Genomic DNA, 13,626 nt, shown 5'->3' with positions numbered 1-13,626 from the left:
GAAAATGCACGAAACGCCATTGCGGAACCGAACCAATCTAAAACCCTGTGACGGATCAAAACCAGGCCCGACAGAATTTCCACGCGCTTCTAAGCAGTTGTTTCATTGATACGGGAATAATGACAAAGAGGGCGACGCCCGAGTGGAAATCCGGGTTGAGGCGGCAATAACAGGCGATCTCCGGCTTGGCACTGCTTTTAAGGGCGTTCAATGCCGTCTCGTCATAGGCGGTGAAACGCCCGGTATCCACAAGACAGAGCGCCTTATAGTGCGGCGAGATGCGGCCGTCCGGGTTGAACGTCTCGAACAGTCCGGCGGTAGCTGCGTCCGGTTCGGGTGAGTGCGGTGACGGGTAGGCGATCGCCGTGTGTTTTACGATGGCGCGGTACATGGCCGGGCTCAACATGGTGTCTGCGTAATAGAGCCTTTCGAACGGGTGGCGAAGCCAGTAGCCGAATGCCCTTGTCAGCGAAAAACCCAGGGTGCGACCGCCCTTGCGATATTCGGGTAGAAAGGCTGCCGAGGCGCCAATCACGACCAGGCTTTTGCCGCCAAGCTCCCTTCGGGTAAAGGTCAGCAGGCAATAGCCGACGCAACTGCCCTCCGCAAAATAGAGCCTCAGCGTGCGTGCGAAGGGGCCGTCGGCGAGAAAATATTTCGTCAGGTAGGCCCTTGCATCTACGCCGCCGAAACTCGCCGCTATAACCCGGACAAGTTGTGCCTGGAGCCCGGGGGAGAGCCAGTCCTTTTCCTGGTTCATGTCCACTATCTCAAGCTTTGACACCAACCCCGTCCTTTCTTGTTGTCTTTACGAATAACTCATTAGACCAGTTTGAAAGAACATTATCCAGCCGGCTTAACGCCTTGCCCGATAGCGGCCAGCACTTAACGGACAGGGATAAAAAACAGCGAAGATAAAACTCCATTTTCGAATACGGATAAGATCAACGGCTCAAAACCGGATAAATTAAAATTATTTTCCCTTGTTGCCGAAGGTGGCGGACAAAGGGGGATATTGACCGCGGCTATACAGGAGCCGTTTCTCGACGGCGGAAACGGATATTTGCAGGGGGCGCCTGCATGCTCATTCTTTTAGTTTCGACGCTAAGGTGAGCCCCGCAGCCCGAAGCACTGCTTTGAGCGCAGGCGAACACTAGACCCAGGACGGCCGAACCGTAATGGTGAGCGCGTCAAGGAAAGAGTCCGGTGGACCCTTTTCAGCAGGCGAACGAGAGCAGCTTGACTGCGAACTGTATGCACCAGGGACTAGGGATCTCAACGAGGCTTCGTCTTTTTTTAAATGCAGGGGGGCGCCCCTGCATGCGCCCTACTTTCTTGATGGCCAAGAAAGTAGGCAAAGAAGCCACCCCCTGGACGCCGCCGCTGCGCGGTCCCCTCGTTGCGAGCTGCTTACCGGGCATCGAGTCGTACGTGTGTCCCGACGAATACTCCTCTACCTCGGCATCCTTGCCGAGGTTACCCTCTCACAGCTCTCCACTCGGCGGCTTTAAGGGGGGAAAGCAGGCAGCTTCGTTCGGGTTTTGACTTGAGCCTAACAGCCGATCAGCAGGCGGCTTTTCTTACCCAAGCGGGGTTTAAGCCAGCGGATCAGCAGCACTGTGCCGTAGAGCTGGAAGAGGAAGAGGCCGAGGGACAGGGCCAGGCTCTCACCGAGGCCGTGGCCGAACTGGACCAGGCCCTGGTGGGCCAGGAAATACTTGGTGTTGCCCCAGATCATCCCCACCAGGGGGTGCAGGAAGAAGAGGCCGAAGCTGATCTCGGCCAGCATGCACAGCTGCCGCGACAGGGCCGGCCACACGGCCTGGCCGCAGGCCCCCACCAGCACTATGCAGAGCCCCACCTTCTGGATGAACTGCAGATCGATGCCGCCCCACTGGAAGGGGTGCTTGTGGTAGTTGCCGACATGGACGAAGACCTCGGACTGCAACCACACCGTCAGCACCACGGCCACCAGGGCCGGCCAGAAGAAGGCGTTGTAATGTTCCCGCAGCCAGGGCAGGTACTGGGAGTAGAGGATGCCCATCAGGTAGAAAGGGCTGAAGTAGATAAGGGATTGCAGCGGATCCTGGACCCCCATGGGCCTTTGCATCAGCACCGCCACCAGGCAGGAGCCCAGCAGCAGCGCCAGTTGGCTGCCGAGCCCCAGGCGGATATAGGCCCTGTGCAGCGGCGAGCAGAGGAAGGTCAGCATGATGAAGGGGATATACCAGTGGGGGAAGAGCACATAGCCCCCCTTGACCAGCTCCCAGCCGTTGCCGAGGGCCTTGGCCCAGCCGTCGCCGTCGATAAGGCGCCAGCCCAGCAGCTTGACGGCCAGCCCCACCGCCGACACCACAATGAAGGGCAGGAAGACGTTGGCCAGCTTCTTCCCCATGAAGGCCTTGAAGTCGAAGTTCCGGTAGAAGATGCGGTGGAAGAAGAAGCCGGAGATGAACACGAAGACCCCGGTGCCGCCCCGCAGCAGGTTCTCCAGCCAGAGCGGGAAGCCGGCGTTGGAGTTGACGATGGAATGGCCCAGCAGGATCAGGGCTATGGCGACGCCCCGCAGGTGGTCGAACTCCAGCATCCGCTCACCCCTGGTCGAGGCCATGGCTTCGCCGACCTGGACCGAAGGGTTGCTGCTGTGGGTTTTTGCCAGGGTGATGGCGCCGTCGGGGCTGGACATGGGGCGGGATCCCGCGCAATGAGATGGCTCATCTTACTGCAATGGTTGGGGCTCGCAAGGGCCTCTGACGGGTTTATCAGGGTTTGTTTAACTTGTTGATTTTGTTTGTCTAAACCTAGGATTTGACTGCGAGTTTTGGCCCTTGGTTTGGCGCCAGTCGCCTGGAGCTGGGAGCGGTGTTCTTTTTGGGGTGGGTGATTGCATCAAGCTGGTTTGAATGCCGGTTCCCGCACCGGCGGGCGGGTTACTTTGTTTTCGCACAAAGTAACCAAAAGCATCGCCCTGCGCTCCGCTCCATCCTCGCCTCTGGTCGCTTGCCGCTGACCGCTGCGTACGGTTCCCGACGCGTCCTCCGCTCGCTCGACATCCCTATCGACTCGGACCATCCGTGGCCCTCGCCCTTCGGGTAATCGTCGCAAGCTCCGATATTCAAATTTGCTCCAGGCAAATTTGTCGCGCCAGCTAGCCCTCCCGACGGCTCGGCGCTGCGCTTAACGGGCTGAAGAGCGGGCCGCTTCGATAGGGTTAGGGCCCTCGTTGAAGAGCGGGTCCACTAGGCTCATTTAACCGTCAAGGTGAAGACGGCGTCGACCGTGGCGGTGAAGGTGACTGTGGCTTGCAGGTAGCGGCCTGGGGCCAGGTCGTCGGGGTCGATGCGCGAACCTGTTACCTCGATCCGTTCGATGCCTCCACTCCGGTACCCGTATCCCTGGAACCCGTAATGACGGGAGCTGGAGGAGGAATTGATGCTGTAGACCTTGCCCAGATCGGCGCCGAAAGCCGCCGCCAGGGACTGGCCCTGATCCTTGGCATCTTTCACCGCCAACAGGGTCGCCTTGTGCTGCATCTCGTCCGCCTTGGACGACTGCAAGGTGATGTCCTTGACCTCGTTGATGCCGACACCCAAGGCGAAATTGATGAAGTCGTTCAGATGGCTGATGCCATTCAGGGTGACGGTCAGGGTGCGGGTCGCCACATAGCCGTCTTTGACATCTTTGCCGTCGCTATCGAAGACATTGGGCTCGGTCAGCAGGTTCGACGCCATGACCCCATGGTCGCCGACACCATAGTCAGAGACCCCTTTCAGCAAGGCGTTGACCTCCTTATCCACTTCCTTCTTGGCCGCCAAGGCATCGGGCTTGATGCTCTTCACTTCCAGCCTCACCTCGGCGATATCCGGCTTGGCGGTAACGGACGCCTCGCCCCTCACCACGATATGAGGCCCATCTGGCAAGCTCCCCTCGGCCCAACCCAGGCAGGGAATTGCCAACACCAGCAACGTAACCAGAGACTTCATCCTAACTCCTTGTCATACAACTAAAACCCAGTCCAGTAACGCCAACTATCGCATAGCTTGGAGGAATGTAAATGCCGTGCTTTGAAGGTTTCGCCTTGACGAGGCGGGGGGGCTTTAAGAAGGTTTCAGCTCTTAACTGAAGGTTGCTTTGAATGCAGGGGGGCGCCCCTGCACGCGCAGTCCTTTTGTTTACTCAGGCCATCCCTGTCCTTCGCCCTGTGGGCCATCGCCGCAAGCGCCGATGTTCAACCTTGTTCCAGACAATGTTGTCGGCAAAAGGACTCAAAACCATTCCCCCTGGACACCGCCGCTGCGCGGTTCCCTCATTTCCAGTCGCTTGCCGGTCACCGGCTCATACGCGCTCCAGGCACGTATTCACCTGCACCTGGGCGGCCCCCTGCCATCCTTGTCTCGGCTGACCTCCCACTCCCTGCAATTCGGCGGCTTTAAGGGAGGGGGGGAATTGGCAGCTTCGATAAGGCTGTCTTTAAGGTTTAATGCTGCAGTTATCTGCAAAAATGATAACTTACCACCTTTTAAATTGCTTGTTGGTAGGGGAATTTATAATTATAAGACGCAAAGAAAAGTACGCTTATGTACCTCATCATTTCAAATGAAATGATGCATTGAATTGTCGTAAAAGGTTGAAGGTGTCAATGTAAGATACCCCAAAATGTTCACACAAACTCGCCATTGGAACGCTTTTTTTTGTATTAGCTGGTTTAGGCTTTTCAAGCGTGACTATTGTATCACCACTTACCATTCCGTGAGCGATAAGCCAAGGGTCAGCTACTTCTTCACGAAAAAAGTCATCCAAGGCAGCAGGCATGTAGCCCTGTGACATTACATACTCTTGCACTTCTCTAAATTTTTCTATTACATGAAAGTCATCAGACTCAGCAAACCAATGGTTTTGCTTTTTTTCCCTCAACCATACTGCCAAAGTGTCTTTCTTTTGCTTTTCTAACTCTCGCTTTACCAGATCAATACTTTTTATTTTAGACGAGTTGAATGAGTACTCCATCCATTCCCAAAAACCCGGGCAAATAGATGGATCATAGTAAAAATTTTTCGCTGTTATGAGAACGTTGGAGTCTATAAGGTAGCTCATAAGTAATCCTTTACAATCTAGAAGCCAGTTGCATCATTGTTGGCACAGAACAGCCTAACAATCGAGATGCAGACTGAAGCAATGTTTCACCGCTAACAGCACTATTTACTATGCATTTAGTGAAGACCTTCCCATACCTTGACGGCACAGTTTTGTAAGGTGAAGGTCCACCATCATTTCCCTTCAACTTGTCCTTTGCCTGCTTCCATCTTTCTTTTTCAGAAGCGTAGAAAACAAAGAATTCATTCCTAGATACCAACCCACAATCCAACAGCCTACGTGCGATTACGATGGGACTCACATGGAAGTGTCTTCTTAAATTATTTACCGTACTGAATATGTCAACAACTTTACCTGATAAGTCTCTCAGCTCCTCCTCGGGAACAAGAATTTCAGCAGCTATTGCATTACATAGCTTTTCTAATCTAGAATCCGTCATGGATGATTCCGGGTTTAAACTAGGATTAGATATTCCGGACTCTCCAATCCAGATATGAACAAGCTCATGAGCGAGAGTAAATAACTGAGCCCCTTTGGCATCGGCAGAGTTTACAAAAATTGTCGGTAATATTTCATCACTAATAGCAAATCCGCGAAACTCATCAACATCCAATGGTCGTCGATTATTACTCCGAACATAGCTACTTTTGACAATCCAAACACCCGCAGTTTCTAGTTTACTAGAAAATCCATTTAGGTATTCATCTTGATATGAAAAAGAGGTTCTAAACTTCAAACCAATATCAAAAAAGTCAGAGATAGACTTTGCAATATCTCTAACACTCCCATCAGCTTGAATTTTCTGAGAAGAAAATGACGGTACAATACCGTTGTCTATCCTAAACTGTTTATACCAGTCATGTTTTCTTTGGATATCATAAATTGTCTCCCTCAGATCAACACTTATAGATCTTGGGGGCATATCTTCCTTTGTTCTAAAATCAGGAAGAGGCAATTCCTCTTCGGGAGGATTCTCTAAAAAAAGATAACCGAACGGAACATGAAGCACATGACTTAATTTTAAGAGCTGATTAAACGTTGGCTGCTTATCTCCCTGCTCCCAACCTAGATACCTTTCCAGGTCCACAGGAACCTTCTCTGCAACTTCCTGCTCATCAAGTGCGGCCCTTACTCTTGCCCACTTTATAAGCTCTGGTTGAACTTTTACTTTGCTCATCGCTTAATCCCTTACATTCCCTGTAAACTCATATGGTTATTATTCTTAGCATGTACTTCTAGTCTAGCTCACGCTAGCTTGAGCAGAGCATTGTAAGCGAACGTCGTAATCCCATCTACTAACCTACCAAGTAGAAACATTTGGATTCGCCATTTCATTCTACTTATCAGCATCTTACGGTATTTATGCTTTGTTCCACACCATGAACAACCAAGACTGCATTCTTCATCCTAACGAAACATCCTCTGGCCACAGGAAGTAGCCACCAAAGCGTTTACTCATGCGGAATTCGCCGCCGGCTTCTTTGCCTTTTTCGGTGAGGTAGTGCTTGTCGGCTTTGAATTCGAGGTAACCGACGGTTACCAGCTTGTCGAGGAGTTCGGCGGTGCGCAGGCCGTGCTTTTGGGCCAGCTTGGAGGTGGTGAGCTTGGTGTGCTCTTCCTCTTCACCTTCTTCGCTGCCCTCTTCCACCTTGTCGGCCTTGGGCTGGTCCTGGGCTACTATCTTCTCCAATGACATCCGCACTTCGTCGCTGATGCGGATGATGCGCTGGGCTTCTTCGTAGGCGTCCTTGAACAACTCGGCGTCGTCGTCCCGTTCGATAAGGATGCCCATTTCGTTGTTGTTGATCTGGCTGAACTCGTAGAGGTTGAGGCTGGTGACGATGCACATCTGCTCGTTGAGGTAGCACTTGGCGTGCAGGTTCTTGCAGAAGCTGGTACGCACAAAGTCCAGCTTGTTGAGCCAGCTGATCTCTTCGGGCTGGAGTTCCACCTTGCCGTAGACGATACGCACATCGATCTTGAGCCGGTTCTTGTCTTCCAGCAGTTCCTTGATGCGGTCGTTGAGCTTGAGGTAGGGGCTGATCAGGATCAGGCGATCACGGGCCGTCTTGATCAGTTCTTCCAGGAAGTAGTTGGTCGCGCTGGTATTGAGGAATTTGGCCATGGCATCTCTCGGATACAGGCCAGGGAGGGGGGTGATTACTGCTGCCGGTCCCTGGCAAACGATTGCTAGGCACTAGTATTGGCAAGACTTCGGCGAAAAGGCAAGCAAGAGCTTATACAGCAAGGGACAGCGGCACTAGGCACGGCTAGAAGCCCAAGCAACAACGAAGCTGCCCGCTCTCCCCCCTAAAGCCGCCGAGGTGCAGGGAGTGGGAGCGGACTCGACAAATCTGTCTGGAACAGATTTGAACATCGGAGTTTACGACGATGGCCCGTCAGGGTGAGGACCAAGGATGGCCCGAGTAACCAGGGATGCCGAGAGAGCTGAGTACGTGGTCGGACACGCGTACGAACCGGTGCCCAGGAACGACCAGAGGCGAGGATCGAGCGAAGCGCAGGGCGATGGTTTTGACCACTTTTGCCGAAACAAAAGTGGGACGCCCGCCGGTGCGGGAACCGGCTTCAAAAGGACTATGGAAACACTCCGGGCTCGAAAAGAACTCTGCGCCAGCAGCACAAAAAAATCACTACCGTCCGCCAAGACAACCTACTCCGCCTTCCCAACACCCCAAATCTCATGGACCTCCGCCGGTCCGGCGATCGGCGTCCATTCCTCCAGACGCCCAAGATAGTGGAGGCTGTAGGAAACAGGGTAACGGGGCTCTTCGGGTTCACTCCACACCAAGAAGTCGCAGGCACAGGGCATATAATCGACCGGCACCAGTTCCGCGATTTTGGGCTCCCGGTTCCGACCGGTATTAGCCTTCTCCAAACGCCCCAACAGCGACGCCGTCATGGCATCCGCCTGCCGCGCCATGGCCTGCTGGGCATCATCCAATCCGGCAGCCGACAACGGCCACGCAACTGCCGCCAGCAAGACAGCACCCAAGAAGAAGGAGTATTGCTTAAGCATCTGGTCTTCCTTGAAAAGCCTGCCCCAATAAAGCAACAGCGGCCAGAGCTGGTCAAGCCCTGTCGACTTCCAGCTCAAGCAAAACGAAGCTACCTGCGATTGTGCCCGTTAAGCGCAACGCCGAGCCGCCGGGAGCGTTAGCTGACGCGACAAATTTGCCTGGAGCAAATTTGAATATCGGAGCTTGCGACGATTACCCGAAGGGCGAGGGCCATGGATGGTCCGAGTCGATAGGGATACCTAGCGAGCGAATGCTAATCGCCTTGCAATCTGGCCAGCACTCCGCCCCTTCGGTACCATGAACGGCGCCGTCTTTTGGCGGCCATCAAAACCCTTGAAGTTGAAGGAACGACAATGAAAAAAATAATTCTCCCCCTCGCCAGCCTGCTGCTGAGCGCCTGCGCCATGGACCGCGTGGACTACGCCAAGACCACCCCCATAGCCAACGGCGCCACACTAGAACTGATGTCCGAAGGGATGCGCGATTACCATGAAGTGCCCCTCTTCTATGTGCGCCAGATGCACGTGGATCTCTTTTCCGAGAAAGGAGCCTGCCCCGACTTTGCCGAGCGTAAGCACGGCTACCTGTTCAGCGACGACCTGACCAAGGTTGACTGGAAAAAATCCGTCCAGATCCCGCAAGGCCAGGAAGTCTATGTGCTGTTCAACCATGTGGTGAACAACTACACCTACAGCTCAGGCCTCAAGTTCGTACCCGAGCAGGGCAAGACCTACAGGGTCAATATCCAGCCCAAGCGTGAAAGGGGCTATGACAAGAAATTCGATTTCGATTTCTTCGTCGTCACAGGCGATCAGAAGGTGGTCCCCGCCAAGTACAAGCCCGTCGCCATAGAGCAAAGTACTGAGTTTGGTACTCACCCGGAAGGCCGAATAGCCGCCGCCAGCTGCCAGTTCTAAGGCCCCAGACAAGGACGTCATAAAATGCTGAAAAAAATAGCGATACTGGCCCTCGCCCTCAGCACCCCGCTCCATGCCGAGCTGTTTGAGGCCATCGACTGCGCCTCAAATCAGGCTCTCAGCATGGAGCCAAACAAGAGACATCAGCTGCCCAAAGTTGATTTCCACTACGACAAAAGCGGTTACACCGCTTTTATGGCGAAGTTCGGCGATGATGCCAGGATAAGGCGGGTTGAAATTCACATCACAGATACCGCAACGGGCAGCTATCAAGTCACCCAAGTCCACATGCCTCCCTACGATTATTCCGTAAAGGAGTTGGAGCACTACAGCGTCACCCCTTTCGTGACCTTGCGTCTTGGCAACATCCTGCTGACTGGAGCCAATTTCGGGGAAAAGGGGGGAGAGTTGATGTGGCTAAGTGACACAGGGCAAGCAAGGCGCCTGGCTGAGATGCGAGTAGACGATATCTATCAGATGCCTTTCGGCGTTGTCGTGACCAGCAGCGACCCAGGCATACGCTCTGATAAGGGCGATATCTGGCTACTCGATAAGGACTTCCTGCTAACGCCACTGTTCAGCCTGCTTGGCCCCCCTCTTGATAGCCACCTGCTGCCCACTGGTGACCTCTTGATACATGGCGACCATGACAGCTACCAAGTTCTAACCAAGAGTGGAATGCTGAAAAGAGTGACCTGCGCCAACCAAAACAAAGTGAACTGAACGAAGCTACCCGCTCTTGTGCCCGTTAAGCGCAGCGCCGAGCCGCCGGGAGAGGCTACGAGGGGCAACGTGGTAAAGCGGAAGACGAGGCAGGGCGAAGCTTGCACATGGAAGCACTGCTTTCATGCTGCTTCGCGCGAGGCCTTGGACGGCCGAGCCGGAACGCGCCGCCAGGGAAGGCTTCACCAGCAGGACTGACTTATGTGGCCGGGTTGAGGCGAGGATCGAGCGAAGCGCAGGGCGATGGTTTTGACCACTTTTGCCGAAACAAAAGTGGGACGCCCGCCGGTGCGGGAACCGGCTTCAAAAGAACTATGGAAACACTCCGTGCTCGAAAAGAACCCAGCGCCAGCAGCACAAAACCACTGACCAGGACAAGCTACTCCGCCTTGCCAACGCTCCAGATCTCACTGACCTGGGTTTTCCCCTCCAAAGGCGTGAACTCCTCCAAGCGACCCAGATACTGGACTGTGTAGGAAACCGGATAGCGGGGCGGCTCGGGTGTTCTGAGGCATGGGCAACCACAGTCATCGTTGGACAACCTAAAGTCCAGGGGCAACAGCATTGGCAGAGACGGCCCCTGAGCGCTGCTGGCATTCATCTTCTCCAACTGCCCCAACAGCGACGCCGTCATGGCGTCCGCCTTCGATGCCATAACCGCCTGGGCCCCACCCACCCCAGCCGCCAACGACGGCCACGAAACCAGGGCACAGAGCACCAAGAGGTAAAGCCTCAAACCGCAGTCCCCATGATCAGGGCCGGCAGGAAGATCCCCAGGGAAAGCAAGGAACCGGTCAGGAAGGTGGCGAAGAGGCAACAGGCGACATGGCCGAGATAGACGGGGGGCCGCGCCAGTTGGGAATGCCCCAAGGCCAGGCGCAGTACCTCAAGCCGTGGCCCCAGCCTGGTAGCGAGGGTGGCCAAGAGCGGGCCCAGCTGCACGGCGAAGGCCAGGAACAAGAGATCCATGCCGCCGAGCTGGCCGAGGTAAGCCAGCTCAGGGAGCATGATGGCGGCGACCAGGAAGATGAGGCCGAGAACCAGCTTCTGCCAGCGCGGCAGCTTTTGCCAACTGGTGGCGATGCGGTGTTGCACTTTGCGTTACTCCGTCCTTGGGTGGACTCCTAATAAAGCAAAGTTTCCTCAGCCAAATCAATCTATTTGTGGACAGCAGTAAAAGGCCCAACGAGACAGGAGTCCTGTTGTAGCCATCTTGCTAGGCAATCTCTAAACCAGAATAAGGCACACAATCAAATGGCGAATCCTGCGAAGCCAAAGCATCAGGCTGTTCAGTAACGTATTTTATTGATGCGCCATAATGCACAGCTAAGCCCAAGCCTAAAGAGTAAGCAGTAGGCGAACTGGCCACGTACCACAACTACAGGGAAGTTTGATCATGAAGATCTCCGCATCAGTTGGCCGCAGTGGAGCCAACCGTCCAATGGACGTAAAAACCGTCCAAAATGCACTTAATGCCTGGAACAAGTCCTCCGCAAGCAAGCTAAAGGAGGACGGTCTGATTGGGCCTCTGACTATCCAACGGATAGAGCAATTCCAGAGAGACCAGCTCAAGATGCACCGCCCCGACGGTCGTATCGATCCTAACGGCAGGACCGCCAGCAAACTTGCCGGTGGTAATGCCAACGCCACCAAGCCATCTTCAGGCAAGCATTTCCAACCGAGCCCTCAGGCCCTGGCCTTGCTCAAGGGAATAGAACAGCTGGCACTGCGCCCCTACGATGACCAGACTGGCAACGACATTACAGCCTGGGTCGAAGGCGCAACCATAGGTTATGGTCATCTAATCGCAAAGGCTGAATGGGATAAGTTCAAGAATGGTATTACAGAGGTCGAAGCGGGAACCCTCTTCCAGCGAGATCTGACCCCTTACAGCCTTGCGGTGAACCAAAAAGTGACAGGCAGCCTCACCCAAAGCCAGTTCGACGCCATGGTCATACTGGCCTTTAACATAGGTCTCGACAGTTTCAGTAAGTCTTCGGTGTTGAAATTGATTAACGATCCTAAGGCGGTTACTTCATACCCCAGCCTGGAGGCGGCATGGAAATCCTGGAACAAATCACAGGGTAAGGTTAACAACGGTCTTATCAACAGGCGTAATGCCGAATGGAAGATCTATTCACAAGGGAAATATGAGAGATGGTAACCCGCAACAAGGGCTTAGTTACCCTATTGTCGTCAGTCGTACTGGTATTTTCACTGAACGCCTGCGCCATAGATAACCCCGACAGCCCAGACTACCTTGGCCAGTTCCAGGAAAAGGTGGCTCAGTATGAAGAGCAGGGCCAAAACCTCACCGGCAACAGGGAGATGGCCCAGTACTATAGTCGGTACCTGGCGTTCTTGGATGAAGAACTCAACGACGCCTACAAGGAACTGATCCCACACCTGGGAAGCGAAGAAAAAGAGAAATTGAAGAAGTCGCAACTGGCTTGGATTAAATACCGGGATGCCGAATTCGCCTTCGTGGACCAGAACTGGAACAGGGCCAACTTCGGCAGCTCCTACCTGCTATCAAGAGGGGGCTACAAGGCCTCTATCATCAAGGAAAGGGTAAAGACCCTGCTCTACTACCTCAAAAATTACTGAAAAATGGGCCTGATGGCCCTTTTTCATGCCCGCAGCAACCTCACCAAAGTATCCCCAGCACCACCAGGAAGAGAGTGAAGAACAGCAGCTGCAGCACCATCAGCGCCTTGTCGAAGGCCGTCACTTTGCCCTGCAGGTAGCGGGGGTCGAAAAGCCTCTCCCTGCGCCCTGCCTTTGCGAAATGGGCCGGCCAGAAGCCGGCCCACATATAGAGCCCCACCCTGCCCCAGCGGATATCAAAGCTGGCCGGGCTGTTGCCATGCTCTTCCAGCACCCTGTCTATCTTACGCACCGTCAGCAGCCAGTAGAGAAGATGGAAGATCCCCGTCAGCGCCAAGCTGGCCAGCATCAGGGAGCAAGCAAAAATAAATTGGTTATCCGTCACCAGTCGGCCCCCTGCCAAGACACTTCCCCCTGAATTCATGGGTGGAAGAACGGTCAATATGGGTAAATCGAGAAACGGCCTATTGCCTAGCTTGCTTCTCTATATATTGATTGGCTTCATCAATCTCTTGGTGACTGCCGCGCGTCAATATTCTTACGACGTCAGGGTCGTCACAATAGTAAATATCTTTGGCCCACGCAGTGTAGTGGAGGCGGTTCACAAGCAACGTCATGGATGGGCAGCGCTGGTATCCGGCCTTTTGAGCTCGTACTTCCCAATAATGAGTCACCCCCCAAGGCCCCCAGAAAAGAGATGACAGAGATAATAAACATGCGAATACCATAAGCTTATTTAAAGCATTTGCAGTTTTTCCATCGTCTCGACCTTTCAGCTTGAAATAAGCATTTCCGGGAACAAAGATCAAACCCGGCGCGAATAGTAGGAACGCTGCCACACAATAACCTGTGGTACTGTCAATAACAATCAACGATGCCTTTTTTTCCAAAAGTGAGTTGACGTAAGCACTATCATAAAAAGAATACCATAAACAAAAGGCAAGCAAGATGGAGAAAGCTATGAACAAAGCAATCGACGAAAATATCAACTTCAGGCCTTTACTCATCGTAAAAGCACTCCATTATTCAGTCTAGACAAGAATCCATTTATATAACAAGAAATAGCCCAAGAAAGCTCCTTCCTAACAGCTTTCGCGAAAGAATCAACCATATACTCTATTTTCTTTCCAATGTCTCGTTTCTTTCCAGCTTCATAGTCATTCAACTTGGCTATAAGAGATGGCGTAACGCCATAACAATTATCTATTACACTAGAAAAAACCAACAGCCTCTCCTACGAAAATGGA

14 protein-coding genes are annotated in these 13,626 nt (G+C 53.6%); 4 read left to right on the top strand and 10 right to left on the bottom strand.

Annotation, left to right across the window (positions count from 1 at the left end):
* Positions 1-55: 55 nt before the first annotated feature.
* From PVT67_RS02950 to PVT67_RS02920, 7 genes are all read right to left on the bottom strand, one after another.
* Positions 56-760, bottom strand: a complete 705-nt coding sequence (locus PVT67_RS02950) for a hypothetical protein (RefSeq protein WP_301497645.1) — start codon at positions 758-760, stop codon at positions 56-58.
* Between the two features lie 792 nt (positions 761-1,552).
* Positions 1,553-2,686, bottom strand: a complete 1,134-nt coding sequence (locus tag PVT67_RS02945; RefSeq protein ID WP_301497643.1) for an acyltransferase family protein — start codon at positions 2,684-2,686, stop codon at positions 1,553-1,555.
* A 559-nt stretch (positions 2,687-3,245) separates the two neighbouring features.
* Positions 3,246-3,983 (bottom strand): SIMPL domain-containing protein, encoded by a 738-nt coding sequence (locus PVT67_RS02940; RefSeq protein ID WP_301497641.1) that lies wholly within the window; start codon positions 3,981-3,983, stop codon positions 3,246-3,248.
* Positions 3,984-4,587: 604 nt separating this feature from the next.
* The gene (locus PVT67_RS02935; RefSeq protein WP_301497639.1) at positions 4,588-5,094 is read right to left on the bottom strand and encodes a DUF4411 family protein; all 507 of its coding nucleotides are present in this window, start codon (positions 5,092-5,094) and stop codon (positions 4,588-4,590) included.
* Between the two features lie 10 nt (positions 5,095-5,104).
* On the bottom strand, positions 5,105-6,271 hold the full coding sequence (locus tag PVT67_RS02930; RefSeq protein ID WP_301497637.1) for a helix-turn-helix domain-containing protein: 1,167 nt from the start codon (positions 6,269-6,271) through the stop codon (positions 5,105-5,107).
* 225 nt (positions 6,272-6,496) lie between these two features.
* Complete coding sequence (locus PVT67_RS02925) at positions 6,497-7,219, bottom strand: phospholipase D family protein (RefSeq protein WP_301497634.1); 723 nt, start codon at positions 7,217-7,219, stop codon at positions 6,497-6,499.
* A 546-nt stretch (positions 7,220-7,765) separates the two neighbouring features.
* On the bottom strand, positions 7,766-8,209 hold the full coding sequence (locus PVT67_RS02920) for a hypothetical protein (protein ID WP_301497632.1): 444 nt from the start codon (positions 8,207-8,209) through the stop codon (positions 7,766-7,768).
* A 276-nt stretch (positions 8,210-8,485) separates the two neighbouring features.
* On the opposite strand from PVT67_RS02920, the gene PVT67_RS02915 reads away from it, so the two are divergent.
* Together PVT67_RS02915 and PVT67_RS02910 are read left to right on the top strand one after the other, a co-directional pair.
* Positions 8,486-9,049, top strand: coding sequence for a hypothetical protein (locus PVT67_RS02915; RefSeq protein WP_301497630.1), 564 nt, complete (start codon positions 8,486-8,488; stop codon positions 9,047-9,049).
* Between the two features lie 24 nt (positions 9,050-9,073).
* Positions 9,074-9,772, top strand: a complete 699-nt coding sequence (locus PVT67_RS02910; RefSeq protein WP_301497628.1) for a hypothetical protein — start codon at positions 9,074-9,076, stop codon at positions 9,770-9,772.
* A gap of 732 nt (positions 9,773-10,504) precedes the next feature.
* On the opposite strand, the gene PVT67_RS02905 is transcribed toward PVT67_RS02910, so the two are convergent.
* Positions 10,505-10,867: a hypothetical protein gene (locus PVT67_RS02905; RefSeq protein WP_301497626.1), complete on the bottom strand. Its 363-nt coding sequence runs from the start codon at positions 10,865-10,867 to the stop codon at positions 10,505-10,507.
* Positions 10,868-11,168: 301 nt separating this feature from the next.
* On the opposite strand from PVT67_RS02905, the gene PVT67_RS02900 reads away from it, so the two are divergent.
* Both PVT67_RS02900 and PVT67_RS02895 read left to right on the top strand, forming a co-directional pair.
* Positions 11,169-11,936, top strand: coding sequence for a glycoside hydrolase family protein (locus tag PVT67_RS02900; protein ID WP_301497625.1), 768 nt, complete (start codon positions 11,169-11,171; stop codon positions 11,934-11,936).
* Positions 11,930-12,379, top strand: coding sequence for a lysozyme inhibitor LprI family protein (locus PVT67_RS02895; RefSeq protein WP_301497623.1), 450 nt, complete (start codon positions 11,930-11,932; stop codon positions 12,377-12,379). The genes PVT67_RS02900 and PVT67_RS02895 overlap by 7 nt, the downstream gene beginning before the upstream one ends.
* Before the next feature lie 40 nt (positions 12,380-12,419).
* Here PVT67_RS02895 and PVT67_RS02890 read toward each other — a convergent pair whose 3' ends face one another.
* Both PVT67_RS02890 and PVT67_RS02885 read right to left on the bottom strand, forming a co-directional pair.
* Positions 12,420-12,764 (bottom strand): hypothetical protein, encoded by a 345-nt coding sequence (locus PVT67_RS02890; protein WP_301497621.1) that lies wholly within the window; start codon positions 12,762-12,764, stop codon positions 12,420-12,422.
* Between the two features lie 79 nt (positions 12,765-12,843).
* Positions 12,844-13,386, bottom strand: a complete 543-nt coding sequence (locus PVT67_RS02885) for a hypothetical protein (protein WP_301497620.1) — start codon at positions 13,384-13,386, stop codon at positions 12,844-12,846.
* Positions 13,387-13,626: the final 240 nt, after the last annotated feature.

Source organism: Gallaecimonas kandeliae, from assembly GCF_030450055.1.
Taxonomy (GTDB): Bacteria; Pseudomonadota; Gammaproteobacteria; order Enterobacterales; family Gallaecimonadaceae; genus Gallaecimonas; species Gallaecimonas kandeliae.
This window is presented reverse-complemented; position numbering and strand designations above follow the sequence as displayed.

What these genes read in the sequence shown, in the direction of transcription:
- PVT67_RS02935 (WP_301497639.1), bottom strand. Translation starts at nt 5,094, where the DNA reads ATGAGCTACCTTATAGACTCCAACGTTCTCATAACAGCGAAAAATTTT.
- PVT67_RS02925 (WP_301497634.1), bottom strand. Translation starts at nt 7,219, where the DNA reads ATGGCCAAATTCCTCAATACCAGCGCGACCAACTACTTCCTGGAAGAA.
- PVT67_RS02940 (WP_301497641.1), bottom strand. Translation starts at nt 3,983, where the DNA reads ATGAAGTCTCTGGTTACGTTGCTGGTGTTGGCAATTCCCTGCCTGGGT.
- PVT67_RS02900 (WP_301497625.1), top strand. Translation starts at nt 11,169, where the DNA reads ATGAAGATCTCCGCATCAGTTGGCCGCAGTGGAGCCAACCGTCCAATG.
- PVT67_RS02910 (WP_301497628.1), top strand. Translation starts at nt 9,074, where the DNA reads ATGCTGAAAAAAATAGCGATACTGGCCCTCGCCCTCAGCACCCCGCTC.
- PVT67_RS02915 (WP_301497630.1), top strand. Translation starts at nt 8,486, where the DNA reads ATGAAAAAAATAATTCTCCCCCTCGCCAGCCTGCTGCTGAGCGCCTGC.
- PVT67_RS02945 (WP_301497643.1), bottom strand. Translation starts at nt 2,686, where the DNA reads ATGTCCAGCCCCGACGGCGCCATCACCCTGGCAAAAACCCACAGCAGC.
- PVT67_RS02885 (WP_301497620.1), bottom strand. Translation starts at nt 13,386, where the DNA reads ATGAGTAAAGGCCTGAAGTTGATATTTTCGTCGATTGCTTTGTTCATA.
- PVT67_RS02930 (WP_301497637.1), bottom strand. Translation starts at nt 6,271, where the DNA reads ATGAGCAAAGTAAAAGTTCAACCAGAGCTTATAAAGTGGGCAAGAGTA.
- PVT67_RS02895 (WP_301497623.1), top strand. Translation starts at nt 11,930, where the DNA reads ATGGTAACCCGCAACAAGGGCTTAGTTACCCTATTGTCGTCAGTCGTA.
- PVT67_RS02950 (WP_301497645.1), bottom strand. Translation starts at nt 760, where the DNA reads ATGAACCAGGAAAAGGACTGGCTCTCCCCCGGGCTCCAGGCACAACTT.